The sequence below is a fragment of the Halomonas sp. C10-5 genome (genome assembly GCF_057169305.1).
This window is the reverse complement of sequence record NZ_CP175665.1, coordinates 1415611-1441455: the sequence shown is the minus strand read 5'-3', so window position 1 is coordinate 1441455 and position 25845 is coordinate 1415611. Positions and strand designations below refer to the sequence as shown.

The following is a 25845-nucleotide window of genomic DNA, read 5'->3' as shown; positions in this document are numbered from 1 at the left end:
AGGGACTGAAATGAACGCCCAGAAACGCTACGAGATCTTCGCGCGGCTGCGCGAGCACAACCCCGAGCCCACCACCGAGCTCAACTGGGAGACCCCCTTCGAGCTGCTCGCCGCGGTGCTGCTCTCCGCCCAGGCCACCGACGTCGGCGTCAACAAGGCCACGGCCCGGCTCTTCCCCGTCGCCAACACCCCCCAGGCGATCATCGAGCTCGGCCTCGACGGGCTCAAGGAGCACATCAAGACCATCGGCCTCTACAACACCAAGGCCGAGAACCTGATGAAGACCTGCCACCTGCTGGTGGAGAAGCATGGCGGCGAGGTGCCCGAGACCCGGGCCGCCCTCGAGGCATTGCCTGGCGTGGGGCGCAAGACCGCCAATGTCATCCTCAACACCGCCTTCGGCCAACCCACCATCGCCGTGGACACCCATATCTTCCGGGTCTCCAACCGCACCGGCATCGCCCGCGGCAAGGATGTGGTCGAGGTGGAGAAGAAGCTGCTGCGCCATGTGCCAAAGGAGTTTCGCCAGGATGCCCACCACTGGCTGATCCTGCATGGCCGCTACACCTGCGTGGCACGCAAGCCCCGCTGCGGCAGCTGCGTGATCGAGGATCTCTGCGAATTCAAGGAGAAGACCGAGCTGTAGCCGGGCAGGCGTTGACCACTGAAGGCTGGCATCGACCGTCACAGCCTGCTTGACTGGCGGCAGGCCCCGACGAGTTCACTCCATGGAAGCGCTGAAATACCTCCTGCTGCCGCCGGTCATCAACGCCCTGCTGATCCTCGCTGGCCTCGCCGCCGGCGCCCGACGACTGACGGGCGGGCTGCTCATCGCCCTGGGACTGGCCAGCCTGCTGGTGCTCGCCACCCCGATAGCGAGCCACGCCCTGCGCCAGGGGCTGGAACCGCCGCCGCTCTCCGGCCCAGCAGCCCTGCGTGGCGAAGGGGCCATCGTCATCCTCGGCGGCGGCCGCGACTACCAGAGCCCCGAGTTCGGCTGGGGCGACGCCCCCAGCAATCCCACCTGGCGACGCCTGGCCTATGGCGCCTGGCTGCAACGTGGCAGCGACTGGCCGATCCTGGTAACCGGCGGTCGCGTCCATGACGAACACAGCGCCGAGGCCAGCCTGATGGCCGCGGCACTGCGTGAGGTGTTCGGGGTGCCGGTACGCTGGCTGGAGGGCGAGAGCCGCAACACCGCGGAGAATGCGCGCTTCAGCGCCGCCATGCTGGAAGCGGCGGGGATCGAGCGCGTCGCCCTGGTCTCCCAGGCCTGGCACCTGCCCCGGGCAAGCGCGGAGTTCAAACGGGCGGGCCTGGAGGTGATAGCGGCACCCACCGAATTCGCGAGTGCCCCGCCGCCGGGCCTGCATGCCTGGATCCCGCGCGCCTACCACCTCAACCAGAGCACTCGCGCCCTGCACGAGTGGCTGGGTCGCGGAGTCAGCTGGATCAAGACCCAGCTGCCGAACCACTAAAAGCCCTCGGCCTCAAGGCGCTCCGCCAGCTGCTCGAGGATCTCGATGCCCTGCACGTCGGTGGGCAGCCAGGGTAGCCGCGGGCGCGGCAGGTGACCCAGCTCCTCGTCGATGCGTGCCAGGTAGGTAGCTTCCTGTTCGCGGCGAGCGTTGAGGAAGTCGCCATCGGCCTCCGGGGGAATGACCCGGTTGACCAGGGTTCCGGCTACCGGGACATGGGCCTCCTCCAAGGTCGCCACGGCCCGGGCGGTCTCGAGGATCGGCAGCCGTTCCGGCGTCAGCACGAACAGGAAGCCGCTCTCGTCGACGTTCTCGATGCGTCGCCGCGCCTGGTGGAAGAGGCGCCGACGATCGATCAGGGTCTTCGCCACGTCGCGGGTCTTGTCGTCCAGGTCGGCCAGCTCGTTCTCCTTGGGATCGTCGAAGGGGCTCGCCACGTCGCGGCCGCGCTTGGGCGTCAGGTGGGAGAGCACCTTGCCCAGCTCCTCGGACTTGCGGTTATGCGCCAGTAGGCCATCGGTCCAGGCCGCCATGGCTTCGGGCAGGGTCAGCAGCCTCAGGGTATGGCCGGTGGGCGCGGTATCGAAGATGATCAGGTCCCAGTCGGCCTCGTCATCGGTGATGATCCGCGCCAGCCGCTCGAGCAACGCCGCCTCCTGGGTGCCCGGCGACTGCCGCGTCAGGCGCATCTGGCGCTCCAGCTCGGCCATCATCTCCGGCGCCGCATAGCGCCGCATCTGGGCGGTGACCCGGGCCAGGTGGGCCTCCACCTCGGCGTCGGGGTCGATCTCCATGGCATCGAGGTTGGGCAGCAACCGCCGGGGCGTGTCGGCCAGTTCGCGGTCGAACACATCGCCGAGGCTATGGGCGGGGTCAGTGGAGACCACCAGCACGCGCTTACCGCGTCGGGCGGCGAGCACCGCCAAGGCCGCGGCCACGGTGGTCTTGCCGACACCGCCCTTGCCGCCTACCCACAGCAGGCGCTTTTCCAGTAACTGTTTCATATAACTCCCAAGACGGATCAACACAGACTATGGGAGTGACCCTCGGAGCTATTCCGGTGACATCTCTTCGGGGAGGCGCTGTGAACCCCTCCCTGGGCGCTACCGACGCCATCCCTGGCGTAGGACCTCCCCTTCGAAATATCCCCGGCGCTCCTCGGCCACTCCCGCCTGCCAATTTTCATCAGCAACACTTGAAGTGATCCAGGGGCGAACGCTCCATGCCCATGCGGCGGTGCCAATCATGGAAACGCTCCAGCAGCAGGGGCTGCAGCTCCAAGGTGTAGTAGGCCGCCGGGTTGGGAACTCCCATCATCTCGGAGAACACCAGCAGCATGAAGAGGTCGTCCTCGTCTCGCCGGGCGCGGGCAATCGCGCCCCGGTAAGGGGAGGAGTAGACCTCCTCCGCGAAGAAACGGGCCTGGCTAAGCCAGGCCCGAATCCGTTCGAGACGAGCCTCACGACCCTCGTGTCGGTCGTCGCTCATCCTTCTCTCCTTACGTTCACTCCTGCTTGGCAGGCGCCTCGTTGCGCAGCCGCTTGAGCGCAGAGACACACTCCAGCGCCACCAGGATCGCGGCCACCAGCACCACGATATCCAGGCCCAGCAGGAAGTAGTTGCCCTGGTCGAAGAAGGTGCGCAGCTGGATCAACAGCGCGGCGATGGTCATCACCAGCAGGAAGGCCAGCGGAGCCAGGGTGTACCACATCGGGCGACCCAGGCGCACCAGCATCACCGTGACCACGAGCAGGGTCAGGCCCGCCAGCAGCTGGTTGGTGGTACCGAACAGCGGCCAGATGATCAGGCCACCGGAACCATCCGCGCCGCCGGCGCCGAAGGCCAGCAGCAGGCAGCTGCCCACCGCCAGCAGGGTGGCCACCGCGGGCTTCTTCATCCACTGCTGATTATAGATCTCGCCCCACTCCTGGAAGATGTAGCGCTGCAGGCGCAGGCCGGTATCCATGGTGGTGCCGGCGAACAGTGCCGCCATCACGGTGAGCAGGGTCGCCGCGGTGGCTTCGGGCAGGCCCAGGCCGTTGTGGATGATGAAGGCGCCGCCCTCGACGAAGGCGTTGACGCCGCCCTGACCGAAGGCGGTGTACATCGCCTCCCAGTCGGCGAGGCTGGCGAAGCCGGCGGTCGCGGCGAGGATGGCGGCCAGCGCCAGCATGCCCTCACCCACGGCACCGAAGTAGCCGACGAAGCGGGCGTCGGTTTCCTTGTTGAGCTGCTTGGAGGTGGTGCCGGAGGAGACCAGGCCATGGAAGCCGGAAATCGCACCGCAGGCGATGGTCACGAACAGCAACGGCAGCAGCGATGGGGTGCCGGCCGGCACATTGTCGTTGAAGGCCGGGGCGACCATGCTCGGGTTGAGCAGCAGGATGGCGCCGTAGAGGATGATCAGGCCGACGAACAGCTGCAGGCCGTTGATATAGTCGCGGGGCTGCAGCAGCACCCACACCGGCAGCAGCGAGGCGATGGCGGCATAGCCGAACAGCAGCAGGATCCAGATGGCGTTACCCGAGACACCCGCGACTTCCGCCGGCATCTGCAGGGGCACCGAGGGCCCGATGCCGATCAACGCGTAGAGGGCCACGACGCCGACGATGGAGACCATCGGCAGGCTCATCTTGCGGCGATAGATCATCTGGCCGATCACCAGGGCCACCAGGATGGCACCCCACACCGGGACCACGGCGCTTGAGAAGTTCATCATCAGGCCGGCGATCACCACGGCGAACACCGCGTTGACCATCAGCAGCACCAGGAAGATGACGATCATGAAGATGCTGCGCGCTCGCTTGCCGACCACGTCGCCGGTCAGGGCACCGACCGACTTGGCCTTGTTGCGCACGCTGGCCCAGATGGCACCGAAGTCATGCACCCCGGCGAAGAACACGGTGCCCAGCACCACCCACAGGAAGGCCGGGACCCAGCCCCAGATCACGGCGATGGCGGGCCCGACGATGGGAGCGGCGCCGGCCACGGAGGTGAAGTGGTGGCCCCACAGCACATAGCGGTTGGTGGGCACGAAGTCGACGCCGTCTTCATACTCGTGGGCGGGCGTCTTGAAGTCGGGGTCCAGTCGGTAGATCTTCTCGGCGATGAACTTCGAGTACAGGAAGTACCCGGCCGCCATCGCGGCAAGACCCAGGACCAGGACGAGAATGGCACTCATGGCTCACTCCTAGCAGGTGGGTGTGGGTTGAACAGGATGCAAGGCCTCGGTATGGGACCCTGCAGACAATGGTCTAACCTTGTTACCTTCGCGTCCATGCGCTTCGCCGGCTAATCACCACTTTCGCGACGAAAGTATTAGAGCCATCGAGTCAGAGGGCATCACGCGGCGTGAAGGCCGAACTCGCCGATACGCGCCACCGTGCGTTGATAAGCCTCGCGCTCGCGGCACGCCGCGAGGAAGGCCTGCAGGTTCGGGTAGCCCTCCAGGCCGCCCCGGCTGGCCAGGGCCAGCACCGGGAAGCTCATCTGGATATCGGCGACACTGAACGCCTCGCCGGCAAACCAGGGCCCGCGGGCCAGCTCATCCTCCCAGAATGCCACCAGGCGGTGGATGTCCGGTCCCAGGTACTGCTGCTCCACCCCGCGCGCAAACATCCTGCCCAGCGGCCGCGCCAGGGCCGGCACCGGTGGCTGACCGAGTCTCGAGAACACCAGCCGCATCACCAGTGGTGGCATCGCCGAGCCCTCGGCGTGGTGCATCCAGAAGCGGTAGCGCTCGAAGGCTTCGCTGCCGCTGGGCGGCACCAGCCGACGCTCGGGGTCGTGATGCTCGACCAGGTAGTCAAGGATCGCCCCCGACTCGGCCAGCACACGCTCACTGCGACTGCGATCCCGGATCAGCGGCGACTTGCCCAGCGGGTGCAGCTCGCGCAGGGTGTCGGGCGCCAGCAGGGTCTGGGGGTCGCGCCGATGGGTCACGACCTCGAACTCGGCACCCAGCTCCTCGAGTAGCCACACGACCCGCTGCGAGCGGGAATTCTCCAGATGGTGAACCTCGATCATCGCGCTCTCCCGGTTGTCCATGGGGTCACCCTAGCACGGCAGCAAGCGCGCCTCCTGCCAAGGTCGTCTTTGCCCGGCCATCGACGGCCACTTAGACTGACGCCAACAACGACGATAAATAACAGGAGGGCGTCATGGCCAAGGTGCTGGTGGTGGACGATGAACCCAATATCGTCCTGTCGCTGGAGTTCCTGATGCAGCAGGCCGGCTTCGAGGTGGTCACCGCCGAGGATGGCGAGAGCGCCCTGGCGCGCGTGGAGGAGGGCCCACCGGACCTGGTGCTGCTGGATATCAGCCTGCCCGGCATCAGTGGATTCGATGTCCTCGAGCGCCTGCGCGGCGACCCGACCCACGCGCGCCTGCCGATCATCATGCTCACCGCCCACGGCCGTGAGGTGGAGCGTGAGAAGGGCCTGGCGCTGGGCGCCGACGACTACGTCACCAAGCCCTTCTCCACCCAGGCGCTGGTGGAGAAGGTCAAGTCTCTGCTCGCCGAGGTGTCCTGATGGCGCGTCGTCCCTCCGGCCTGCCCCGCCGCCAGCGCCTCATCGGCCTGTGGCTGCTGCTCAGCGGCATCAGCATCTTCGGCGGTGCCACCTTTGCCCTGTGGCTCGACACCCTCTTCCAGCCCCAGGGCCTCGCCCGGCTGGTGCTGTGGGCGGGTTGCTTCTCCGGCGGCGGTACCATCTTCCTGGTCGGCCTGCTACTGGAGCGCCAGCTGTTCACCCCGCTGCGCCACCTGCAGGTGCAACTGGCGCGGCTGGTGGCCAACCCCGATGCCCGCGACGACTACCCGCCCGAGGGCTGGTTGCGAGCCCTCGGGCCCGACCTGGTACGGGTGCGCGAGGCGTGGCGCAGCGATCGCTCGCGCCTGGCCACCGCCCACGCCGAGGGGGCCCGCAGCGCCGCACGTATCCGCCAGGAGCTCGAGACGCTGCTGCAGGTGCTCGACACCCCGCTGCTGCTGTGCGACCACCATCGTCGCATCCTGCTTTTCAACCAGGCCGCCGAGGCGCTGTTCGAGGACCACGCCAGCCTGGGACTGGGCAAGCGACTCGAGACCCTGTTGTCGGCCGCAAGCCTGCAGGACGCCCTGCGCCAGCTGCCCGCCAATGGCGCCCCGCGCGAGGTGCTGGTCCCCAGCGGCGAGCGCTGGCTGCGGGCCATGCTGCGCCGGGTGCCCGGCAGCCATGGCGAGACCCTGCTCACGCTCACCGACACCACCGCCGCCTGGACCAGCGAGATGGGCGCCCGGGCCGAGCTGCTCGATGGCCTGCCACGCCTGCGCCGCCACGGTGCCAGCCTGACCAGCGCCGCCGATGCCCTCTCCGCCCTGCCCGAGGGGGCCGGGGAGATGCGCCGCCGGCTGGAGCGGGTGATCCATGAGGAGAGCCAGGGCCTGGGCGAGGACATCGAGGGCCTCGCCTCGCTGGTCGAGCGCATGCAGCAGGAGGGCGAGCGCTTGATCCCGCTGTGGTCCAACGACCTCTGGGCCAGCCTCAATGAACGTCGCCCCGCCGAGCGCCAGGTTACCGCCGTGGGCATGCCGGCCTGGCTCAAGGGCGACGCCAGCGCCCTGCTGGTGCTGCTCGGCTCGCTGCTCGACACCCTGGAAGCGAAGCTTGGCGAGACGCCCCTGGAGGGCGAGGTGTGCCTGGGCAACAAGCGGGTCTACCTCGACCTGATCTGGCAGGGGGCGCCGCTCTCCGAGCGCTGCCTCGGCGAGTGGCAGCAGCAGCACCTGGAGTCACTGCCCCTCAATCCGCGGGTGGCCGACGTGCTGCGTCAGCACGCCAGCGACGCCTGGAGCCTCGCCGATGACGACGGCGAGCATGCCCGCCTGCGCCTGCCCCTGCCGGCCACCGAACGCGTCGGGGCGCCGCTCCCGGCGACCCCGCCACGCCCCGAGTTCCACGACTTCGGCATCGCCGACCTGCCGGCCCCCGATGCGGAGCTGGCCGCGCGCCCGCTGCGCGCCCTGGAGGTCGTCGCCTTCGACACCGAGACCACCGGCCTGGAGCTGCGACGCGGCGACACCGTGATCAGCATCGGCGCCTGTCGCATCGTCAACGCCCGCCTGCTGGCCAGCGAGACCTTCGATCTCTACGTCGATCCGGGCAAGCCGATCCCGCCGGCCAGCACCGCCATCCACGGCATCACCGACGATGCGGTGGCCGGCGCGCCGCCCCTCTCGGTGGCCCTGCCGCGCTTCCGCGACTACGTGGGGGATGCGGTGATCCTGGCCCACAACGCCGCCTTCGACCTGCTGGCCCTGCAGCCGCCGGGGGCCGGCATCGAGCTGGACATGCCGGTGCTCGACACCCTGCTGATCTCCCGGGCGCTCGATGCCAGCCTCGACGGCCACGACCTCGACACCCTGGCCGAGCGCTACGACCTCGCCTTCCCGCCCGGCACCCGGCACACCGCCCTGGGCGACGCCCGGGTCACCGCCGAGTTGTGGCTCTCGCTGCTGCCGCGGCTCGAGGCCCGCGGCATCGATACCCTGGAGAAGGCGCTGGCCCTGCAGAACAGCGCCCTCAACAAGGAGGACGCCTGCGCCTCATGACCGCCACCACTGACCCCAGGAGCGGGCCATGCTGAGCGCCCCGCGCCGCCGCGAACGGCTGCTGGCACTGATCGTGCTGGCCGCACTGCTGTTCACGCCGCCACTGGTGCTGGTGCCCGACCGCGCCGCGGCGATCTCCTGGCTGCCACTCTACCTGTTCGTCGCCTGGGGCCTGGTGATCGGCCTGGCCGCCTGGCTGATGGAGCACCCGGCGGCACCCACGCATCGCACGCCACCCGAGGAGTAGGCCATGCGCAGCGATCTCGTGGTGCTCGGCGTCGCCTTCGGCTACCTGGCACTGCTGTTCCTGATCGCCGCCTGGGGCGACCGCCGCGCCGAGCTGGGCCGCTCGCTGATCGGCTCGCCCAACGTCTATGCGCTCTCCATCGCCGTCTACTGCACCGCCTGGACCTTCTATGGCAGCGTGGGGCGCGCCGCACAGTTCGGCCCCAGCTTCCTGCTGATCTACCTGGGCCCGACCCTGGCGATGCTGATGGCCCCCTTCCTGATCCGCAAGATGGTGCGCATCGCTGGCGCCCAGCGCATCACCTCCATCGCCGACTTCATCAGCGCCCGCTACGGCAAGAGCTCGAGCCTGGGCGCGCTGGTGGCGCTGATCGCGCTGATCGGCATCACGCCCTATATCGCCCTGCAGCTCAAGGCGATCACCGTCAGCCACGCCGTGCTGGTCAACTACCCCCAGGCCGCCGACCTGCGTCTGGCCGACGAGCCCTTCTGGCTCGACAAGTCGTTCTGGGTGGCGCTGGTGCTGGCGGTGTTCATCATCCTCTTCGGCACCCGCCATCTGGACGCCAGCGAGCGCCACGAGGGCATGGTGGCGGCCATCGCCTTCGAGTCGCTGGTCAAGCTGGTGGCCTTCCTCTCGGTAGGGGTGTTTACCGTCTTCGTGCTCTTCCAGGGTCCCGGCGATCTCTTCGCCCAGGTCGCCGCCACGCCGGAGCTGGCCGAGCGACTGGGGCTGGATGCCGTGCCCGGAGGCGCCACCGGCTGGGTGGGCATGCTGGTGCTCGCCTTCCTCGCCTTCCTCACCCTGCCCCGCCAGTTCCAGGTCCTGGTGGTGGAGAACGTCGACGAGCGCCACCTGGCCCGCGCCAGCTGGCTCTTCCCGCTCTACCTGCTGGCCATCAACCTGTTCGTGATCCCCATCGCCATGGCCGGGCTGCTGCTGATGGGCGATGCCGACCCCGACAGCTTCGTGCTCACCCTGCCGCTCTCGGCGGACCTCCAGGGCCTGCCGCTGCTGGTCTTCATCGGCGGGCTCTCGGCGGCCACCAGCATGGTGATCGTCGAGACCATTGCCCTCTCCACCATGGTCAGCAACCAGCTGATCATGCCCCTGCTGCTGCGCACCCGGCGCCTGCACCGCAGCGCCAGCGGCGAGCTGGCCGGCTGGCTGCTGGGCATACGCCGCGTGGCTATCGTGCTGATCCTGCTGATGGGCTACCTCTATCACGCCCTGGTCGGTGACGCCTACAGCCTGGTGACCATCGGCCTGGTCTCCTTCGCCGCCGCCTGCCAGTTCGCCCCGGCCATGCTGGTCGGCATGTACTGGCGCGGCGCCCATCGTCGCGGCGCCGCCCTGGGGCTGATCGCCGGCACCCTGGTATGGGCCTGGACGCTGCTGATACCCGGTTTCGCCCAGTCCGGCTGGCTGGACGCCGGCTTCCTCGAGCAGGGCCCCTTCGGCATCGCCTGGCTGCGCCCCTACGCGCTGTTCGGCCTGGAGGGCTGGGACATCTACACCCACTCGCTGCTGTGGAGCCTGACCGCCAACCTCGGCCTGCTGGTGGGAGTCTCGCTGTTCAGCCGCCAGTCGCCGCTGGAGCAGACCCAGGCGGCGCTGTTCGCCGAGGCGATGCACCCCCATCTGCTGCAGACCTCGCTATGGCACGGTCAGACCACCCGCGGCGAGCTGCGCGCGCTGCTCGACCGCTATCTGGGGACCGGAGCTACTGCCCGAGTCTTCGCCGACGCCGAGGCCAGGGAGAGCGATGCCGAACAGCCGGCCACCCCGACCCAGATCGCGCGGGCCGAACAGGCGCTCTCCGGGGCGCTGGGCAACGCCTCGGCGCGGGTGCTGATCAACTCGGTGGTGCGCGGCGAGGCGCTGGACCTGGAGTCGATCCTCAGTATCCTCGACACCACCTCCGAGACCCTGGAGATCAACCGCCGCCTGGAGCAGAAGTCCAGCGAACTGGCCCAGGCCAGCGAGGAGCTGCGCGCCGCCAACGAACGCCTGCGTGAGCTCGACCGGCTCAAGGACGAGTTCGTGGCCATGGTCAGCCACGAGCTGCGTACCCCGCTCACCTCGATCCGCGCCTTCGCCGAGATCCTGCGCGACAGTGGCGAGCTGCCCGAGGAGAAGCGCATCCACTTCCTCGACGTGGTCGTCAAGGAGAGCCAGCGCCTGTCGCGGCTGATCGAGGAGATCCTCGACCTGGCGCGCCTGGAGAGCGGGCGTCTGACCCTCAACCCCCAACGCCTGGACCTGGTGGCGCTGGCCCGCCATAGCGTGGATGCAGTGCACCATATGCAGGAGGATCGTGGCGTGGCGCTGGATGTGGCGATCGAGCTGGAGGAGGCGCCGGTGATAGGCGACCCGGATCGGCTGGAGCAGGTGATCATCAACCTGCTCGACAACGCCGGCAAGTTCGCCGACGAGGCAAGGCCCCGGGTGCGCCTGAGCCTGATACGCCACAAGACCCACTACCGCCTGGCGGTGGAGGACAACGGCCCCGGCATCGATGCGCAGGAGCGCGAGCGGGTGTTCGAGAAGTTCCACCAGATCCAGCGCCCGGAGGAGTCGCCCGACAAGCGCCGCGGGCGCCCCCGCGGCAGCGGCCTGGGCCTGCCCATCAGCCGCGGGATCGTGGCCCATCTCGGCGGCCGGCTATGGGTGGAAGAGGCGCCCCACCTGGGCGGCGCCTGCCTGATCATGGAGCTCCCGGAGGCACCCCCGGCTACGCCCGGCGTGCCCGCCGCTGCAGTGCCCTGATCTGCTGCAGGTCGTGGCGCAGCAGCAGGTGTTGGTCCTCGCCCAGGTGGGCGACATCCACCCAGCCGTCCGCGGCGCGACCAGCGGCCAGGTTACGGCGCTGCTCGCTCAGCAGCAGCTCCTGCAAACGACCATGGGCGGCGGTGAGTGCCCGGCAGGTCGCGGTGTCGATGGCCTGCCGAGCAACCAGGGCGGCGAGACGCCGCCGGGTGTCGGTCTCGCGCACGCCGTGGCGCAGCGCCAGCAGGCGCACCGCGGCGACCAGCGGCAGCAGCGCCTGGTGCTTGAGGTTGAGGGCCCGCTCGTGGGGCGCCCCCTCCAGCGACCCGGCCAGCCTGCCAAAGCGATCCAGGGCCACCGGCTGCTCGTCGAGCAGCGCGGCCATCTCGTCGAGGAAGAGCCCCGCGGCGGGCAACCTCTCGGCTACCCAGTCACGCAGCCCTTCGGCGAGGGCCTCGTCACCGTGCACCGGGGTGAAGTCGAGCAGGATATTGGCCTGCTGCACCCGCTTCACCCGCCGCTCGGCGCTCCATATATCGAGCTGGCACTGCCACTCCGAGAGGCGCTTGCGCCACATCGGCCAACGCGCCATGACATGGCCGCTGCACAGGGGGATGCCCGCCGCATCGAGCCGTGCGGTAAAGCGCTCGCCCAGCGACTGGAAGTAACCGTCGATCTCGACGTGCCGGGCATCCGGATAGTCGTCGATGATCATGGCATTGTCCTGGTCCGGGGCCAGCAGGCTCTCGTGGCGCCCTCCGGAGCCCAGCACCAGCACGCAATAGCCTACCGGCGGCGCCCCCCAGCCCTGGCCGCGCATCTCGATCTCGGCGAGGCGGATGGCACGCCGATAGAGCCAGGCGTTGTGATCACTGATCAGCTGGGCGATGCGCCAGCCGGGCAGGTCGAGACGCACCAGGGCCTCCACCAGGCGGGACTGCCAGGCGTGGGCATCGGCGAGATCGGGATGGGGCCCCAGGCTTGCCAGGGCCTCGCGCAGCGGCGCGAGCAGGTCAGGCAGGGTGGCGGGATCCGGCGGGGTCTCCCCGGCGAACAGCTCCCGCCATGGTGAGGCACGATGCAGGAAGCGCACGGCTGGCGACGGCCTCTAACGGGCGAACATGTCGTCGCCCATCTCGTCGATGAAGCGTCGCGCCTTGCTGATCATCAGCTCGTCGCAGGCCTCGCGGCCGGGCACCATGTCCGAGCGCTCGAAGCGATGCTCGAGCACCTCGTCTTCCTCCTCCTCGCCGTCACCGGTCAGTGGCCGGCGGATCCAGCCGCTGACACGGTACTGACCGCCCTGCTTGGCCGGCTCGGAGATGATCAGGTAGCCGTTGTACTCCACCGGCTCGGCGGGCGGCGCGTTGCCCGGAGTGGCATCGTCATCGCCGGCGCCGAACAGTCCGGAGAGAAGCTTCTTGAACATGGTGAGGCTCCTTGTGCCAGCGGGGCACCCACCGGGTGCCCCGCAACGGCATCAATCCTGCTGACGGCCCTTGCCGGCGGCGATACGCAGGCGCAGGGCATTGAGCTTGATGAAGCCCTCGGCATCCTTCTGGTCGTAGGCACCGGCATCATCCTCGAAGGTCGCGATGGACTCGTCGAAGAGCGACTGCTTGGACTGGCGGCCGGCGACGATGACGTTGCCCTTGTAGAGCTTGAGACGCACCACGCCGGAGACGTTGTGCTGGGTCTCGTCGATGGCGGCCTGCAGCATGCGACGCTCCGGGCTCCACCAGTAGCCGTTGTAGATCACCTCGGCATACTTGGGCATCAACTGGTCCTTGAGGTGGGCCTCCTCGCGGTCCAGGGTCAGCGATTCGATGGCGCGGTGGGCCTTGAGCATGATGGTGCCCCCCGGGGTCTCGTAGCAGCCGCGGGACTTCATGCCCACGTAGCGGTTCTCGACGATGTCGAGGCGCCCGATGCCATTGTCGCCGCCCAGCTTGTTGAGCTTCTCCAGCACCTCGTGGGGCTTCATGGGCACGCCGTCGAGGGCCACGACGTCACCCTTCTCATAGGTGAGCTCGACATAGGTGGGCTCGTCGGGTGCCGCCTCGGGCGAGACGCTCCAGCGCCACATGTCCTCCTCGGCCTCGGCCCAGGGATCCTCGAGGATGCCGCCCTCGTAGGAGATATGCAGCAGGTTGGCGTCCATGGAGTAGGGAGACTTCTTCTTCTGACCCGTGAAGTCCACCGGGATATCGTGCTGCTGGCAGTAGGCCATCAGCTTCTCACGAGAGGTCAGGTCCCACTCGCGCCACGGGGCGATGACCTTGACGCCCGGCTTCAGCGCGTAGGCACCCAGTTCGAAGCGCACCTGGTCGTTGCCCTTGCCGGTGGCGCCGTGGGAGATGGCGTCGGCGCCGGTCTGGTTGGCGATCTCGATCAGGCGGCGGGCGATCAGCGGACGTGCGATGGAGGTGCCGAGCAGGTACTCGCCCTCGTAGATGGTGTTGGCGCGGAACATCGGGTAGACGTAGTCACGCACGAACTCCTCGCGCAGGTCCTCGATGTAGATCTCCTTGACGCCCAGCGCCTGCGCCTTGGCACGCGCCGGCTCCACCTCCTCGCCCTGGCCGATGTCGGCGGTGAAGGTCACCACCTCGCAGTTGTAGGTTTCCTGCAACCACTTGACGATTACGGAGGTGTCCAGGCCGCCGGAATAGGCCAGCACAACCTTCTTGACATCGGACATTCGAGGAGCTCCTTTCTGATGAACGCTAGAGCCCGTCAGTATAGCGCGCCAGCCGGGCCTCGAATACCGCCCCGCGGGACGTCTCCGGAGCGAGCTGCTAGACTGCGCGAATTCTGACCGGGCCATGGCCGACCTGCCCGCGACACGAAGGCCAAACACGAAGGAGAGGTGCATGAGCGAGGCGATCGCCCGCGACCTGATGGCACAGCGATTCCGCAGCTACCTGCCGGTGGTGGTGGACCTGGAAACCGGCGGCTTCAACCCGGAGCGCAACGCGATCCTCGAGATCGCCGCGGTCACCCTGACCATGGACGCCGAGGGCAACCTGATTCCCGAGTCCACCTACGCCTTCCACGTGGAGCCCTTTGCGGGCGCCAGCGTCGAGCAGTCGGCGCTGGATTTCACCGGCATCAATCTCGACGACCCGCTGCGCCGCCAGGTGGCGGTCTCCGAGTCCGAGGCACTAGGCGAGATCTTTCGTCCGGTGCGCAAGTCGATCAAGGCCCATGGCTGCACCCGCGCCATTCTGGTCGGCCACAACTCGGCCTTCGACCACGGCTTCCTCAACGCCGCGGTGAATCGCTGCGGCATCAAGCGCAACCCCTTCCACCCCTTCTCGAGCTTCGACACCGCCTCGCTGGCCGGTCTGATGTACGGCCAGACCGTGCTGGCCCGCGCCTGCCGCGCCGCCGGCATCGAGTTCAGCAACCAGGAGGCGCACTCGGCGCGCTATGACACCGAGCGTACCGCCGAGCTGTTCTGTGCCATGGTCAATCGCTACAAGGAGATCGGCGGTTGGGCCCAGGCCCAGCGCGAACAGGGGATGGAGGAGCAGCCGTAAGCCGTAAGCCGTAAGCCGTAAGCCGTAAGCCGTAAGCCGTAAGCCGTAAGCCGTAAGCCGTAAGCCGGCCTCAGTTTGCCTTAGTTCCAGTGCCATACAAAACGAAGCAGGCCCGCCAGATATCTGGCGGGCCTGCTTCTTAAAGCTTATGGCTTACAGCTGAAAGCTCCGGGCGAAGCCCGGTCAGGCGTCATCCTTGTGCTTGGCGGCGGTTTCCTTGATCAGCGTCTCGAGCTCACCGTTCTGGTGCATCTCCAGCACGATGTCGCAGCCACCGACCAGCTCGCCCTCGACCCACAGCTGCGGGAAGGTGGGCCAGTTGGCGTACTTGGGCAGCTCGGCACGGATGTCCGGGTTGTCCAGGATGTTGACGAAGGCGAAACGCTCGCCGCAGGACATCAGCGCCTGCACGGTCTGGGCGGAGAAGCCGCACTGGGGCAGCTGCGGGGTGCCCTTCATGTAGATCAGGATCGGATTCTCGCCGATCTGGCGCTGGATGTTCTCGAGGGTGGTGCTCATGGCGTCTCCCTATGAATGCAATGGACAACAGAGGTCGCGAATGCCGGCTCGGGCAATACCCGACTCCGGCAGTAGGTCTTGATGGAGGCCATTCTACTGATCCATGGCGCGTTGCGCATCCCCCGGCGGCTGGCTAGGATGTGCGTTTTTACGAGGAGCACCCCATGGCCACTCGGCACTTCCTGACCCTGATGGATGCCAGCCCCGAAGAGCTGAGCAACCTGATCCAGCGCGCCATCACCATCAAGAACGCGCTCAAGGTGGAGGGGCCCACCTATACCCCCTTCCCGAACCACACCATGGCGATGATCTTCGAGAAGTCATCGACCCGCACCCGGGTCTCCTTCGAGACCGCCATGGCCCATTTCGGTGGTCATGCGCTGTTCCTCTCGCCCCGCGACACCCAGCTCGGCCGCGGCGAGCCCATCGGCGACACCGCCCGGGTGCTCTCGGAGATGGTCGACATCGTGATGATCCGCACCTTCTCCCACGCCGGGCTCGAGGAGTATGCGGCGGCCAGCAGCGTGCCGGTGATCAACGCCCTCACCGACGACTACCACCCCTGCCAGCTGCTCGCCGACGTGATGACCTGGACCGAGCTGCGCGGCAGCGTGCGGGGCAAGACGGCGGTGTGGATCGGCGATGGCAACAACATGTGCCACTCCTGGATCAATGCCGCCCGCCAGTTCGACTTCCGGCTGCGCATCTGCTGCCCCGAGGGCTATGAGCCGCGCCAGGATATCCTCGCGGCCGCCGGCGACCGTGTCACCATCCTGCGCGATCCCGCCGAGGCGGTCAGCGGTGCGGACCTGGTGACCACCGACGTCTGGGCCTCCATGGGCCAGGAGGAGGAGCAGGCCAAGCGGGCGGCGGCCTTCGCCGGTTTCCAGGTCAGCGAGGCGCTGCTCGACCGCGCCGCCGACGATGTCCTCTTCCTGCACTGCCTGCCCGCCCACCGCGGCGAGGAGATCAGCGAGACCCTGCTCGACGACCCGCGCGCCGTGGTCTGGCAGGAGGCCGGCAACCGCCTACATGCCCAGAAGGCCTTGATCGAGTTCCTGCTGCTGGGCCAGGTAGACGACTGAGACCGGCCCTCATTAGACCTTGGTCTTGTGCGACCAAGGTTGTATAATGCGCCGCAGCACATTCCACCTGGGAAGACGCGGCGCATGACTACACAGACGATCGATACCTTCGGCATGCAGCGCAGCCTGCGCCAGTGCCTCTCCAACATGGCCGCCCTGCTCTACCGCCAGGGCCATGTCCTTGAGACCGTCACCGTGCCCCATCGCGGCCTCGACCCCGATGCCCTGGAGACGCTGGAAAGCGACAGCCGCGAGTGGTCGGCCTGCCAGCGCATCCTCGAGTCCAGCGAGGCGGCGACCTGGAATGACCAGCGGCGCTTCGTGCTTACCGGCATGGGCCGCGAGCTGCTGTTCGACATGTTCGGCGAGGGTGCCGCCGACTGCGCCTGACCGGCCCACCGCCGAAGGAGTCCTGAGGCCCGCCGACGCGATTGCGTCGGCGGGCCTCCTTGGTTATGTTGGACACGCTTGTCGGGGAGCCCCGGTAGCCGCACTGCGGTGGACACGGGGGCTGAGATCGGTACGGCCGAACCCGTTGAACCTGATCAGGTTGATGCCTGCGGAGGGAACAAGATCGTGCATCGCTGCCCGCCCCTGCCCCGCATCCGGCCTGCTCGTCACCGCCAACCGCCGGATACCAGACCCATGACCACGCCTTCCCAACGCCGCATTGCCGTGGCCGGCGCCGGCCTGCTCGGCCGTCTTCTCGCCTGGCAGCTGCTGCGCGACGGCCACGCCGTCACCCTGTATGACGCCGGCGATCTCGACACCCCGCCGGCGGCGGCCTGGACCGCCGCCGGCATGGTCGCCCCGCTGGCCGAAACCGTGGTCGGCGAACGCTGCATCTTCGACATGGGTCGGGTCGCCCTCGAGCGCTGGCCGCAGTGGCTCGCCGAACTCGAGGCGCCGGGACTGTGGCACCAGCACGGCAGCCTGGTGGTGGCCCACCCCCAGGACGAGAACGAGCTGACCCAGTTCCGCCGTGACCTGGATGACGCCCTGGGCGACCCCCCAGGCTACCGGATGCTGGATGCCGCCGGCGTCCATGCCCTGGAACCCGATCTGGCGGGCTTTCGCCACGGCCTGTTTCTCGCCGCTGAGGCCCATCTGGACAACCGTGAGCTGCTCACCCGACTGCTCGAGGCGATCCATGCCCTGGGCGGCGAGTGCCATGCCCGCACCCCGGTGGCGCCCCATCCCGGCGAGGTCGTCACCCCCACCGGCCGACGCGCCTTCGACCTGGTGATCGACTGCCGCGGCCACGGCGCCAAGCCGAGGCACCCAACCCTGCGCGGCGTACGCGGCGAGACCCTGCACGTGCATACCGACGAGGTGACGCTGTCCCGGCCGGTACGCCTGATGCACCCGCGCTACCAGCTCTACGTGGTCCCCAAGCCCGGCGGGCGCTTCGTGATCGGCGCCACCTCCATCGAGAGCGAGGACCGCTCGCCGATCTCGCTGCAGTCATCGCTGGAGCTATCCACGGCCCTCTACACCCTGTCGCCGGCCTTCGCCGAGGCACGCATCCTCGAGCAGGGCGTCAACCTGCGGCCGGCGTTTCGCGACAACCTGCCCCACGTCACCCGAGAGGACGGCCTGATCGGCGCCAACGGCCTGTTCCGCCATGGCTACCTGCTGGCCCCGGCGGTGGTCGAGCATGTGCTGGCCGAGATCCGTGGCCAGGACGAACGTCCCTTCGCCGCGGTGCTCGCCGATGCCGTACCCCGGGAGTCGCTGGCTTGACCCGGCGTCGAATTCCTTGAAGAGGAGAGCCCCATGAACGAGATCACCCTGAGCCTCAACGGGGAACCCACCCGGCTACCCGAGGGCATCGCCCTGGCCCAGGCCCTGCAGCGCTGGGGGTACGGCGAGCGCCGTGTCGCCGTGGCCATCAACGACGCCTTCGCTCCGCGCTCCACCTGGCCCGAGCGCACCCTCGACGACGGCGACCGCATCGATATCGTGGCCCCGGTAGGAGGTGGCTGATGAACACGCCCCACGACGCTCAAGACGACACCCTGGTGCTCTACGGCGAGGATTTCACCAGCCGCCTCCTGCTCGGCACCGCCCTCTACCCCTCGCCGGCGGTGATGCAGGAGGCGATCGCCGCCGCCGGCTGCGACATGCTCACCCTGGGGCTGCGCCGCCAGAACCCCGCCGGCGGCGACGGCGACGCCTTCTGGCAGATCCTGCGCGAGAGCGGCTGCCGGCTGCTGCCCAATACCGCCGGCTGCCGCTCCGCCGGGGAGGCGATCACCCTGGCCGAGATGTCCCGGGAGCTGTTCGACACCCCCTGGATCAAGCTCGAGGTGATTGGCGACGACTACAACCTGCAGCCCGACCCCTTCGGCCTGCTGGAGGCCGCCCGGGTGCTGGTCGACCAGGGCTTCAAGGTGCTGCCCTACTGCACCGACGACCTGGTGCTCTGTCAGCGGCTGCGCGAGGCAGGCTGCCAGGCGCTGATGCCCTGGGGCGCGCCCATCGGCACCGGACGCGGTCTGATGAACCGCTACGCCCTGCGCACCCTGCGCGAACGCCTCGACGTGCCGCTGATCATCGATGCCGGCCTCGGCGCCCCCTCCCAGGCCGCCGAGGCCATGGAGATGGGCTTCGACGGCGTGCTGCTCAACACCGCCGTGGCCAGGGCACGTCGACCGGCACAGATGGCGGGAGCCTTCGCCCGCGCCATCGAGGCGGGGCGTGAGGCCTTCCGCGCCGGGCTGATGGAGCAGCGCCAGACGGCGAGTCCCAGCACGCCGACCCTGGGTCAGCCCTTCTGGCATACCAAGCCCTGAGGCTGGGCTACTCGTGGCGCAGCGCCTCGATAGGGTTGAGGCGCGCCGCCTTGCGGGCCGGGAAGTAGCCGAAGGCCACCCCGATGGCCACCGAGAACGAGAAGCCCAGCGCCATCACCGCGGGCGAAAGCACGAAGGGCATCGCCAGCCTCTCGGTCACCAGCCAGGTGCCGCCCACCCCGAGCAGCAGCCCGACCAGACCGCCCAGTGTGGCCAGCAGCACCGACTCCACCAGGAACTGGGTCTGTACATCGCCGCTGCGCGCACCGATGGCCAGGCGGATGCCGATTTCCCGGGTCCGCTCGGTCACCGACACCAGCATGATGTTCATGATCCCGATGCCGCCCACCAGCAGGCTCACCGCGGCGATGGCACCGAGCAGGATGGTCAGGGTGGCGGTGGTCTGCTCCAGGGCGTCGGCGATGTCCTGGGTATCGCGCACGTAGAAGTCGTCCGGCTCCCCCTCGGCCAGGCGGCGGCGCTGGCGCAGCAGCGCCTCGATCTCCCCCTGCACGCGCTGGGTGGTACCGTCGACCAGGGCCGAGACGTAGACCACGCCGACATCCAGCTCGCCCACCAGGCGGCGCTGCACCGCCTTGATCGGCATCAGCACCGCCTTGTCGCGATCCTGGCCCATGGACTGCCCCTTGGCCTCCAGCACGCCCACCACCTGGCAGGCGGTGCGTCCCACCCGCAGGGTGCTGCCCAGGGGCTCCTGCAGGCCGTACATCTCGTCCACCACGGTCTGGCCGATCACGCACACCGCCGCCCCGGAACGCTGCTCCGCCGCCTCGAAGCCGCGACCCTGGGCCACCGCATGGTTGCGCACCGTGAAGTACTCGTTGCTGGTGCCCTCCACGCTCAGCGTCTCGTTGGCGTTGCCCAGCACCACGCTGGTTGAACGCGAGAGCCCCGGCGCCACCAGAATGCCGGCGATCTCGCGGCGCAGCGCCTCCACATCGTCCATCGCGAAGGGCTCGGCACTGGTACGCACCCCGCCGGGGCCGCGCTGGGCAGTGCCGGGCATCACGAACAGCAGGTTGGAGCCGATGCTGGCGATCTGCTCGGTGACGCTGCGCGTGGCCGACTGACCCAGGTGAACCATGGCCACCACGCTGGCCACGCCGATGATGATCCCCAGGGTGGTCAGGAAGGAGCGCAGCTTGTTGCGCACGATGGCCTGCACGGCCATGCCGAGGGTATCCGCAAGCCTCATGCCAGCACCTCCGCCGGGGTGCCGTCGCGGGTCAGCCGCCCGTCCACGAAGTAGAGCACCCGGTCGGCGTGGGCGGCGATATCCGGCTCATGGGTGACCATCACGATGGTGATGTCACGGTCGGCACGCAGCGCGGCGAGCAGCCCCATGATCTCCTCGGCCCGGGCGGTATCCAGGTTGCCCGTGGGCTCGTCGGCGAGCAGCAGCGGCGGTTCGGTGACCAGGGCCCTGGCGATGGCCACCCGCTGCTGCTGGCCGCCGGAGAGCTGGCTCGAGGTCGCCATGGCGCGCTCCGCCAGGCCTACCGATGTCAGTGCCGCCATGGCGCGGCGACGCCGGCGCTCGCGCTTCTCGCCGGCATAGACCAGCGGCAGCGCCACGTTGTCCAGCGCCGTGATGCGTGGCAGCAGGTTGAAGCTCTGGAACACGAAGCCCATGTAGTGACGGCGCAGCAACGCCAGGGCATCCCGGGTGAGCCCCGCCACCGGCACGCCGCAGAAGCGGTACTCCCCGGCGCTGGGCACGTCGAGACAGCCCAGCAGGTTCATGCAGGTGGACTTGCCGGAGCCGCTCGGCCCCATCACCGCCACGAACTCCCCGGCACGAATGGTCAGGTCGACCCCGGCCAGGGCATGCACCGCCGTGCCGCCGCTGCCGTAGACCTTGCGGATGCCGCGCATCTCGAGGATCGGCAGCCCCCTGGCCGGTGCCAGTCCGGCCTCAGCGGGCATCGGCCTGCACCCCCACCAGTACCTCGTCGCCCTCGGCCAGGTCGCCGCCCAGCAGTTCGGTGTGCTGCCCATCCGTGTAGCCGGTACGTACCGGTACCCGCAGCGGCGTGCCATCGCGCAGCACCCAGACGGCATTGCCGGCGGCGGCCTGGCCGCCGCCGCGCATGCCCGGCGGCCCCATCATCAGGCCTCCACCGCCCTCCCGTGCCGCCGGGGGAGAGAAACGCAGCGCCTGGTTGGGCAGGAGCAGCACGTCGTGACGCTCGCCGGTGGTGATGGTGGCGGTGGCGGTCATGCCCGGTCGCAGCAGCTCCTCGGTGTTGTCCACGCCGAGCACCGCGGTATAGGTCACCACGTTGTTCTCGATGGTGGGATAGAGGTAGACCGACAGTACCTCGGCCTCGAATTCGCGGTTGGGCCAAGCATCCACCCCGAACCGCGCGGGCTGACCCGCGGCCACCAGGCCCACATCGGCCTCGTCCACCGCCACATGCAGCTCCATCACCTGGAGATCCTCGGCGAGCAGGAACAGCTCCGGGGCCTGGAAGTTGGCCGCCACGGTATTGCCCGGCTCCACCTGGCGCTTCAGCACCACCCCGTCGATGGGTGAGGTGATCACGCTCTTGCCCAACCGGGTTCGCGCCTGGCTGACCGCCGCCTCGGCCTCCAGCACCGCCGCTCGACTGGTGATCACCCGGGCATCGGCGCGCTTGCGGGTGGCACGGGCGGTATCCAGCGCCTCCCGCGAGACGCTCTGCCGGGCCACCAGGGAGGCCAGGCGACGCTCGGCCAGCCCCGCCTCCTCCTGGGTGGCCAGGGCCTCGTCCACCGCCGCAACGGCCGAAGCGTGGCGGGCCTCGGCCTGGGTCAGCGCCACCTCCAGCTCCTCGGTGTCGAAGCGCGCCAGCACCTGGCCTTGTGCCACGGCATCGTTCTCGGCGACGTTCACCTCGGTGATCAACCCGGAGATCTCGGCGCCCACCGTCACCTCGCTCTTCGCCGCCAGGTTGCCGGTGGCCGTCGCAGTCAGGCGCATGTCGCCACGCTCCAGCGCCACCTGCTGCCAGCGGGTCGTCTCCTCCTCGGGCCACCACCACCATGCCGCCACCGCCACCAGCAGCAACAACAACAGGCCCCAGACCATGACTGCCAGGCGCCGTCGCCCTCTGCCCTGCTCCAGGGTCCGCGACACTTGATCGGCCAGTTCGTCCAGCGCCCGCGCCTCGTCAGCCATCTCGCCCACTTCCATACACTCGTGAATGTGCCAACAGAGTACGCAAGCGCGGTGGCCGGCACCAGACGGAACACAACAATGCTGCTGCGACATGTCGACGCCATGGCCTCCCTGCCATGCCCCCAGACACGAGAACGTCACCCCGGACGAGCAGAGGAAATGGCGGAATCCCGCGCACACGAAAAAGCCGCCTAGCGGTATGCGCTAAGCGGCTGATTCGTTGAAACTTGTTGGTGGAGCCTAGCGGGATCGAACCGCTGACCTCAACACTGCCAGTGTTGCGCTCTCCCAGCTGAGCTAAGGCCCCACAGCGTCTCGCCGTTGCGAGAACGGGGCAGATATTACGCAGCGACACCTTCAGCGTCAAGCGCTTTTTTCATTAGCCCAGTAACCTAAGTAGGCTTTCCTACCCGCTGCCAGTTGTGCGACTCTTTAATTTGTCAGGACCCGTTCCCTTGATGAGAAGTCTCGCTGCTGTCGAGCCGTTCAGGAGTCACCCGCGTTGATCAAGGTACTGATTGCAGATGACCATCACCTGGTAAGGACCAGTCTTGCGCACCTGCTGAATGCCGAGAAGGACCTGCGGGTCATCGGCGAGGCCTCGAATGGCGAGGAAGCGATCACCCAGACCCGCCGCCTCAAGCCGGACGTGGTGCTGATGGACGTGCGCATGCCGGGTATCGGTGGCCTCGAGGCCACCCGCAAGATCACCCGCACCCTGCCGGATGCCCGTGTGCTGGTACTGACCGCCTGGCTCGAGGATACCTTCGCCCAGCGCCTGCTGGACGCCGGCGCCTGGGGCCTGGTCAGCAAGGACTCCCAGCATGACGAGATGGTCTGCGCCATCCGCGAGGTATTTCACGGCCAGCGCTATGTCAGCCCCGATGTGGCGCAGCGGCTGGTGCTGTCGCGCATCGATGCGCCAGAGAACCCCTTCGATGAGCTCTCCTCCCGAGAGATGCAGGTGGCGATGATGATCATCAACTGCCAGAAGGTCGCGGACATCTCCGACCGACTGTTCCTCAGCCCCAAGACGGTGAACACCTACCGCTACCGCGTCTTCGAGAAGCTCGGGGTCAACTCCGACGTGGAGCTCACCCACCTGGGGCTGCGCCACGGGTTGGTGGAAGGCTTCTCCAGCGTCCAGTAACCTTCGCGCCATGACCTTCGACCATCGCCGCTTCCTGGCCAACGTCAGCGAAGCCCCCGGCGTCTACCGCATGTTCGACGCATGCGGTGACACCCTCTATATCGGCAAGGCGCGCCGCCTGCGGGCGCGCCTGGCCAGCTATTTCCGTGGTGCCCTGAACGCCAAGACCCAGGCGCTGGTGGCGCGCATCGCCGATATCCAGGTCACGGTGACCAACAGCGAGACCGAGGCCCTGCTGCTCGAACAAACCCTGATCAAGGAGCTGCGCCCGCCCTATAACATCCTGCTGCGTGACGACAAGTCCTACCCCTTCGTCTTCGTCACCGACCGCCATCCCTTCCCGGCCCTGGAGTACAAGCGCGCCCGCCAGCGGCGCGATGACGGCCGCTACCTGGGACCCTATCCCAGCAGCCATGCGGTGCGCGACAGCCTCTCGCTGATGCAGAAGATCTTTCGCATCCGCAACTGCGAGGACAGCGTCTTCGCACACCGCACGCGGCCCTGCCTGCAGTACCAGATCAATCGCTGCAGCGCGCCCTGCGTGGGCTATATCAGCGAGGCCGACTACCGCCGCGACCTGGAACACGCCGTACAGTGCCTGGAGGGCAAGAGCGAACAGGTCACCCGCGAGCTGAGCGACGCCATGGAGGCGGCCAGCCGCGAACTGGCCTTCGAGGAGGCTGCACGGCTGCGCGACCAGGTCCAGCAGCTGCGCCAGCTGCAGCAGCGCCAGTTCGTGGATACCGGAGACGGCGACGCCGACGCCTTTGCGCTGGCCAGCCGCCCCGGGGCGCTATGCATCTCGGTGCTGGCGATCCGCCAGGGGCGCCTGCTGGGGGCGCGCCACCACGCCCCTGCCAACGGCCTGGACCTGTCGGAGGAGGCGCTGCTCGGCGACTTCATCAGCCAGTACTACCTGGGTCAGGCCCGCGAGATTCCCCGCGAGGTGATCACCAGCCACGCCGTCCCCGATGCCGAGCTGATCGCCGGGGCGCTGGCCGAGAAGGCCGGCCGCCGCGTACGCCTGACCGACCAGGTGCGCGGCCACCGCGCCCAGTGGAAGGAGCTGGCGCGCACCAATGCCGAACAGCAGCTGGCCGGCCAGCTGGCCAGCCAGAACCAGCTTGCGCGGCGCTTCGAGGCGCTGCGCGAGGCCCTGGGCATGCAGGCTCCCCCGGCGCGGCTGGAGTGCTTCGATATCAGCCACAGTCACGGCGAGGCCACCGTCGCCTCCTGCGTGGTGTTCGACCAGAACGGGCCACGCAAGTCGGACTACCGTCGCTTCAATATCGAGGGAGTCGCGGCGGGCGACGACTACGCGGCCATGCAGCAGGCGCTGACCCGCCGCTTCCGACGCGTCAAGGAGGGCGAGGGCCAGGCGCCGGACGTGCTTGTCGTGGATGGCGGCAAGGGGCAGCTCAACATGGCCCGCGAGGTGCTCGAATCCCTCGGGGTCACCGGCGTTACCCTGCTCGGCGTGGCCAAGGGCACCACCCGCAAGGCGGGCCTGGAGACACTGTTCCTGGAGACCGTGGAGCGGACGCTGAACCTCGAGGCCTCCTCTCCGGCGCTGCACCTGATCCAGCACATCCGCGACGAGTCGCACCGCTTCGCCATCACCGGCCACCGCACCCGCCGCGACAAGGTACGCCGCACCTCTACCCTGGAGGGGATCGCCGGCGTGGGCCCCAAGCGCCGGCGCGAACTGCTGCGCTTCTTCGGTGGCCTGCAGGGGGTCAAGCAGGCCAGCCGCGACGAACTCGCCCGGGTGCCGGGCATCAGCGACAGCCTGGCCGAGACGATCCATCGCGCCCTGCATGGATGATGGCCGCCAAGGGGGATAGAATAAGCCCACGCTTAACGCTCCCCCTCACTGGCAAGGACAGCTTCGCGCGATGAACATCCCGAATATCCTCACCCTGGTCCGTATCGCCTTCATCCCGCTGCTGGTAGTGCTGTTCTATCTGCCCTTCACCTGGAGCATGCCACTGGCCGCCGCCTTCTTCGCCCTGGCCTCGGTCACCGACTGGCTCGACGGCTACCTGGCCCGGCGCTGGAACCAGACCACGCCGTTCGGCGCCTTCCTCGACCCGGTGGCCGACAAGCTGATGGTGGCGGTGGCGCTGGCGCTGATGATCGAGCGCTACGACGTGATCTGGCTGACCCTGCCGGCGCTGGTGATCATCGGCCGCGAGATCGTGATCTCGGCACTGCGCGAGTGGATGGCCGAGATGGGCAAGCGTGGCAGCGTGGCGGTGTCCTGGATCGGCAAGCTGAAGACCACCCTGCAGATGGTGGCGATCTTCCTGCTGCTGGCCTTCGCCCCCGGCACCCCCATCGCCATGCTGGCGGTAGCAACGCTCTACGTGGCCGCCGTACTCACGCTGTGGTCGATGTATCTCTACCTTCGCGCGGCCTGGCCCCACCTCCGGCGCTCGATGTAGGCGAGGCGCAAAAACGTTTGACAGTCACCGGCTTATCCGTATA

At 68.3% G+C, this 25845-nt stretch carries 26 protein-coding genes, 1 tRNA gene and 1 riboswitch; of the genes, 15 read left to right on the top strand and 12 right to left on the bottom strand.

Annotated elements, in window-relative coordinates; genetic code table 11:
- Positions 1 to 10: 10 nt before the first annotated feature.
- Together nth and ACJ7IV_RS06785 are read left to right on the top strand one after the other, a co-directional pair.
- On the top strand, positions 11 to 646 hold the full coding sequence (nth, locus tag ACJ7IV_RS06790) for an endonuclease III (protein ID WP_483866328.1): 636 nt from the start codon (positions 11 to 13) through the stop codon (positions 644 to 646).
- Between the two features lie 82 nt (positions 647 to 728).
- The gene (locus ACJ7IV_RS06785; protein WP_483866327.1) at positions 729 to 1478 is read left to right on the top strand and encodes a YdcF family protein; all 750 of its coding nucleotides are present in this window, start codon (positions 729 to 731) and stop codon (positions 1476 to 1478) included.
- Here ACJ7IV_RS06785 and ACJ7IV_RS06780 read toward each other — a convergent pair.
- The 4 genes from ACJ7IV_RS06780 to ACJ7IV_RS06765 form a co-directional block, all read right to left on the bottom strand.
- Entirely contained in the window at positions 1475 to 2482 is a 1008-nt protein-coding gene (locus ACJ7IV_RS06780; RefSeq protein WP_483866326.1) for an ArsA family ATPase, read from the bottom strand. The genes ACJ7IV_RS06785 and ACJ7IV_RS06780 overlap by 4 nt on opposite strands.
- Before the next feature lie 181 nt (positions 2483 to 2663).
- Complete coding sequence (locus tag ACJ7IV_RS06775) at positions 2664 to 2966, bottom strand: cory-CC-star protein (protein ID WP_023004431.1); 303 nt, start codon at positions 2964 to 2966, stop codon at positions 2664 to 2666.
- 16 nt (positions 2967 to 2982) lie between these two features.
- Positions 2983 to 4659: a carbon starvation CstA family protein gene (locus tag ACJ7IV_RS06770; protein WP_483866325.1), complete on the bottom strand. Its 1677-nt coding sequence runs from the start codon at positions 4657 to 4659 to the stop codon at positions 2983 to 2985.
- 161 nt (positions 4660 to 4820) lie between these two features.
- Positions 4821 to 5504, bottom strand: coding sequence for a glutathione S-transferase (locus tag ACJ7IV_RS06765; RefSeq protein ID WP_483866324.1), 684 nt, complete (start codon positions 5502 to 5504; stop codon positions 4821 to 4823).
- A 134-nt stretch (positions 5505 to 5638) separates the two neighbouring features.
- On the opposite strand from ACJ7IV_RS06765, the gene ACJ7IV_RS06760 reads away from it, so the two are divergent.
- Genes ACJ7IV_RS06760 through ACJ7IV_RS06745 form a run of 4 tightly spaced genes read left to right on the top strand, consistent with a single transcriptional unit; the run spans position 5639 to position 11086 of the window.
- Positions 5639 to 6010, top strand: a complete 372-nt coding sequence (locus tag ACJ7IV_RS06760) for a response regulator transcription factor (protein ID WP_161432925.1) — start codon at positions 5639 to 5641, stop codon at positions 6008 to 6010.
- Positions 6010 to 8070 (top strand): 3'-5' exonuclease, encoded by a 2061-nt coding sequence (locus tag ACJ7IV_RS06755; protein WP_483866323.1) that lies wholly within the window; start codon positions 6010 to 6012, stop codon positions 8068 to 8070. Before ACJ7IV_RS06760 ends, ACJ7IV_RS06755 begins: the two co-directional genes overlap by 1 nt.
- Before the next feature lie 28 nt (positions 8071 to 8098).
- Positions 8099 to 8317, top strand: a complete 219-nt coding sequence (locus ACJ7IV_RS06750) for a hypothetical protein (RefSeq protein ID WP_483866322.1) — start codon at positions 8099 to 8101, stop codon at positions 8315 to 8317.
- 3 nt (positions 8318 to 8320) lie between these two features.
- Complete coding sequence (locus tag ACJ7IV_RS06745) at positions 8321 to 11086, top strand: ATP-binding protein (RefSeq protein WP_483866321.1); 2766 nt, start codon at positions 8321 to 8323, stop codon at positions 11084 to 11086.
- Here the strand turns inward: ACJ7IV_RS06745 and ACJ7IV_RS06740 are convergent.
- The 3 genes from ACJ7IV_RS06740 to ACJ7IV_RS06730 are packed head-to-tail and all read right to left on the bottom strand — an operon-like array spanning position 11052 to position 13787.
- On the bottom strand, positions 11052 to 12179 hold the full coding sequence (locus tag ACJ7IV_RS06740; protein WP_483866320.1) for a DUF294 nucleotidyltransferase-like domain-containing protein: 1128 nt from the start codon (positions 12177 to 12179) through the stop codon (positions 11052 to 11054). The genes ACJ7IV_RS06745 and ACJ7IV_RS06740 overlap by 35 nt on opposite strands.
- 15 nt (positions 12180 to 12194) lie before the next feature.
- Positions 12195 to 12515: an HlyU family transcriptional regulator gene (locus tag ACJ7IV_RS06735; RefSeq protein WP_483866319.1), complete on the bottom strand. Its 321-nt coding sequence runs from the start codon at positions 12513 to 12515 to the stop codon at positions 12195 to 12197.
- A 51-nt stretch (positions 12516 to 12566) separates the two neighbouring features.
- Positions 12567 to 13787, bottom strand: coding sequence for an argininosuccinate synthase (locus ACJ7IV_RS06730; protein WP_483866318.1), 1221 nt, complete (start codon positions 13785 to 13787; stop codon positions 12567 to 12569).
- A gap of 172 nt (positions 13788 to 13959) precedes the next feature.
- On the opposite strand from ACJ7IV_RS06730, the gene rnt reads away from it, so the two are divergent.
- Complete coding sequence (gene rnt, locus ACJ7IV_RS06725) at positions 13960 to 14628, top strand: ribonuclease T (protein WP_483866317.1); 669 nt, start codon at positions 13960 to 13962, stop codon at positions 14626 to 14628.
- 183 nt (positions 14629 to 14811) lie between these two features.
- Here the strand turns inward: rnt and ACJ7IV_RS06720 are convergent, their stop codons facing one another.
- A complete protein-coding gene (locus ACJ7IV_RS06720; RefSeq protein ID WP_161432917.1) occupies positions 14812 to 15147 on the bottom strand; it encodes a Grx4 family monothiol glutaredoxin in 336 nt (111 codons plus the stop codon).
- Between the two features lie 164 nt (positions 15148 to 15311).
- On the opposite strand from ACJ7IV_RS06720, the gene argF reads away from it, so the two are divergent.
- The 5 genes from argF (at position 15312) to ACJ7IV_RS06695 (ending at position 19027) form a co-directional block, all read left to right on the top strand.
- Positions 15312 to 16232, top strand: a complete 921-nt coding sequence (gene argF / locus ACJ7IV_RS06715; RefSeq protein ID WP_213311079.1) for an ornithine carbamoyltransferase — start codon at positions 15312 to 15314, stop codon at positions 16230 to 16232.
- A gap of 84 nt (positions 16233 to 16316) precedes the next feature.
- The gene (locus ACJ7IV_RS06710; protein WP_213311080.1) at positions 16317 to 16622 is read left to right on the top strand and encodes a hypothetical protein; all 306 of its coding nucleotides are present in this window, start codon (positions 16317 to 16319) and stop codon (positions 16620 to 16622) included.
- 72 nt (positions 16623 to 16694) lie between these two features.
- A riboswitch (TPP riboswitch) is annotated at positions 16695 to 16817 on the top strand.
- A gap of 60 nt (positions 16818 to 16877) precedes the next feature.
- Entirely contained in the window at positions 16878 to 17975 is a 1098-nt protein-coding gene (gene thiO / locus ACJ7IV_RS06705) for a glycine oxidase ThiO (protein ID WP_483866316.1), read from the top strand.
- A 33-nt stretch (positions 17976 to 18008) separates the two neighbouring features.
- Positions 18009 to 18218: a sulfur carrier protein ThiS gene (gene thiS / locus ACJ7IV_RS06700; RefSeq protein ID WP_213313265.1), complete on the top strand. Its 210-nt coding sequence runs from the start codon at positions 18009 to 18011 to the stop codon at positions 18216 to 18218.
- Positions 18218 to 19027 (top strand): thiazole synthase, encoded by an 810-nt coding sequence (locus ACJ7IV_RS06695; RefSeq protein ID WP_483866315.1) that lies wholly within the window; start codon positions 18218 to 18220, stop codon positions 19025 to 19027. Before thiS ends, ACJ7IV_RS06695 begins: the two co-directional genes overlap by 1 nt.
- A gap of 7 nt (positions 19028 to 19034) precedes the next feature.
- Here ACJ7IV_RS06695 and ACJ7IV_RS06690 read toward each other — a convergent pair whose 3' ends face one another.
- The 4 genes from ACJ7IV_RS06690 to ACJ7IV_RS06675 form a co-directional block, all read right to left on the bottom strand.
- The gene (locus ACJ7IV_RS06690) at positions 19035 to 20243 is read right to left on the bottom strand and encodes an ABC transporter permease (RefSeq protein WP_213313264.1); all 1209 of its coding nucleotides are present in this window, start codon (positions 20241 to 20243) and stop codon (positions 19035 to 19037) included.
- On the bottom strand, positions 20240 to 20974 hold the full coding sequence (locus tag ACJ7IV_RS06685; protein WP_483866314.1) for an ABC transporter ATP-binding protein: 735 nt from the start codon (positions 20972 to 20974) through the stop codon (positions 20240 to 20242). Before ACJ7IV_RS06685 ends, ACJ7IV_RS06690 begins: the two co-directional genes overlap by 4 nt.
- On the bottom strand, positions 20964 to 22208 hold the full coding sequence (locus ACJ7IV_RS06680; RefSeq protein ID WP_483866313.1) for an efflux RND transporter periplasmic adaptor subunit: 1245 nt from the start codon (positions 22206 to 22208) through the stop codon (positions 20964 to 20966). Before ACJ7IV_RS06680 ends, ACJ7IV_RS06685 begins: the two co-directional genes overlap by 11 nt.
- A 231-nt stretch (positions 22209 to 22439) precedes the next feature.
- A tRNA-Ala gene (locus tag ACJ7IV_RS06675) sits at positions 22440 to 22515 on the bottom strand.
- 195 nt (positions 22516 to 22710) lie between these two features.
- Here ACJ7IV_RS06675 and ACJ7IV_RS06670 point away from each other — a divergent pair.
- The 3 genes from ACJ7IV_RS06670 to pgsA all read left to right on the top strand — a co-directional run bounded on the left by ACJ7IV_RS06670 (position 22711) and on the right by pgsA (position 25802).
- Positions 22711 to 23358 (top strand): response regulator, encoded by a 648-nt coding sequence (locus ACJ7IV_RS06670; protein WP_483866312.1) that lies wholly within the window; start codon positions 22711 to 22713, stop codon positions 23356 to 23358.
- Between the two features lie 10 nt (positions 23359 to 23368).
- The gene (gene uvrC / locus ACJ7IV_RS06665) at positions 23369 to 25183 is read left to right on the top strand and encodes an excinuclease ABC subunit UvrC (protein ID WP_483866311.1); all 1815 of its coding nucleotides are present in this window, start codon (positions 23369 to 23371) and stop codon (positions 25181 to 25183) included.
- A 70-nt stretch (positions 25184 to 25253) separates the two neighbouring features.
- Entirely contained in the window at positions 25254 to 25802 is a 549-nt protein-coding gene (pgsA, locus tag ACJ7IV_RS06660) for a CDP-diacylglycerol--glycerol-3-phosphate 3-phosphatidyltransferase (protein WP_483866310.1), read from the top strand.
- The last annotated feature ends 43 nt before the right edge of the window (positions 25803 to 25845 follow it).

Excerpts from the sequence above, each read along its gene's own strand:
- nth (WP_483866328.1), top strand. The coding sequence starts at position 11 with ATGAACGCCCAGAAACGCTACGAGATCTTCGCGCGGCTGCGCGAGCAC.
- ACJ7IV_RS06775 (WP_023004431.1), bottom strand. The coding sequence starts at position 2,966 with ATGAGCGACGACCGACACGAGGGTCGTGAGGCTCGTCTCGAACGGATT.
- ACJ7IV_RS06780 (WP_483866326.1), bottom strand. The coding sequence starts at position 2,482 with ATGAAACAGTTACTGGAAAAGCGCCTGCTGTGGGTAGGCGGCAAGGGC.
- ACJ7IV_RS06730 (WP_483866318.1), bottom strand. The coding sequence starts at position 13,787 with ATGTCCGATGTCAAGAAGGTTGTGCTGGCCTATTCCGGCGGCCTGGAC.
- argF (WP_213311079.1), top strand. The coding sequence starts at position 15,312 with ATGGCCACTCGGCACTTCCTGACCCTGATGGATGCCAGCCCCGAAGAG.
- ACJ7IV_RS06765 (WP_483866324.1), bottom strand. The coding sequence starts at position 5,504 with ATGATCGAGGTTCACCATCTGGAGAATTCCCGCTCGCAGCGGGTCGTG.
- ACJ7IV_RS06680 (WP_483866313.1), bottom strand. The coding sequence starts at position 22,208 with ATGGCTGACGAGGCGCGGGCGCTGGACGAACTGGCCGATCAAGTGTCG.
- ACJ7IV_RS06785 (WP_483866327.1), top strand. The coding sequence starts at position 729 with ATGGAAGCGCTGAAATACCTCCTGCTGCCGCCGGTCATCAACGCCCTG.
- ACJ7IV_RS06745 (WP_483866321.1), top strand. The coding sequence starts at position 8,321 with ATGCGCAGCGATCTCGTGGTGCTCGGCGTCGCCTTCGGCTACCTGGCA.
- uvrC (WP_483866311.1), top strand. The coding sequence starts at position 23,369 with ATGACCTTCGACCATCGCCGCTTCCTGGCCAACGTCAGCGAAGCCCCC.
- ACJ7IV_RS06710 (WP_213311080.1), top strand. The coding sequence starts at position 16,317 with ATGACTACACAGACGATCGATACCTTCGGCATGCAGCGCAGCCTGCGC.
- pgsA (WP_483866310.1), top strand. The coding sequence starts at position 25,254 with ATGAACATCCCGAATATCCTCACCCTGGTCCGTATCGCCTTCATCCCG.
- ACJ7IV_RS06690 (WP_213313264.1), bottom strand. The coding sequence starts at position 20,243 with ATGAGGCTTGCGGATACCCTCGGCATGGCCGTGCAGGCCATCGTGCGC.
- thiS (WP_213313265.1), top strand. The coding sequence starts at position 18,009 with ATGAACGAGATCACCCTGAGCCTCAACGGGGAACCCACCCGGCTACCC.
- ACJ7IV_RS06695 (WP_483866315.1), top strand. The coding sequence starts at position 18,218 with ATGAACACGCCCCACGACGCTCAAGACGACACCCTGGTGCTCTACGGC.
- thiO (WP_483866316.1), top strand. The coding sequence starts at position 16,878 with ATGACCACGCCTTCCCAACGCCGCATTGCCGTGGCCGGCGCCGGCCTG.
- ACJ7IV_RS06685 (WP_483866314.1), bottom strand. The coding sequence starts at position 20,974 with ATGCCCGCTGAGGCCGGACTGGCACCGGCCAGGGGGCTGCCGATCCTC.
- ACJ7IV_RS06755 (WP_483866323.1), top strand. The coding sequence starts at position 6,010 with ATGGCGCGTCGTCCCTCCGGCCTGCCCCGCCGCCAGCGCCTCATCGGC.
- ACJ7IV_RS06720 (WP_161432917.1), bottom strand. The coding sequence starts at position 15,147 with ATGAGCACCACCCTCGAGAACATCCAGCGCCAGATCGGCGAGAATCCG.
- rnt (WP_483866317.1), top strand. The coding sequence starts at position 13,960 with ATGAGCGAGGCGATCGCCCGCGACCTGATGGCACAGCGATTCCGCAGC.
- ACJ7IV_RS06760 (WP_161432925.1), top strand. The coding sequence starts at position 5,639 with ATGGCCAAGGTGCTGGTGGTGGACGATGAACCCAATATCGTCCTGTCG.
- ACJ7IV_RS06770 (WP_483866325.1), bottom strand. The coding sequence starts at position 4,659 with ATGAGTGCCATTCTCGTCCTGGTCCTGGGTCTTGCCGCGATGGCGGCC.
- ACJ7IV_RS06750 (WP_483866322.1), top strand. The coding sequence starts at position 8,099 with ATGCTGAGCGCCCCGCGCCGCCGCGAACGGCTGCTGGCACTGATCGTG.
- ACJ7IV_RS06735 (WP_483866319.1), bottom strand. The coding sequence starts at position 12,515 with ATGTTCAAGAAGCTTCTCTCCGGACTGTTCGGCGCCGGCGATGACGAT.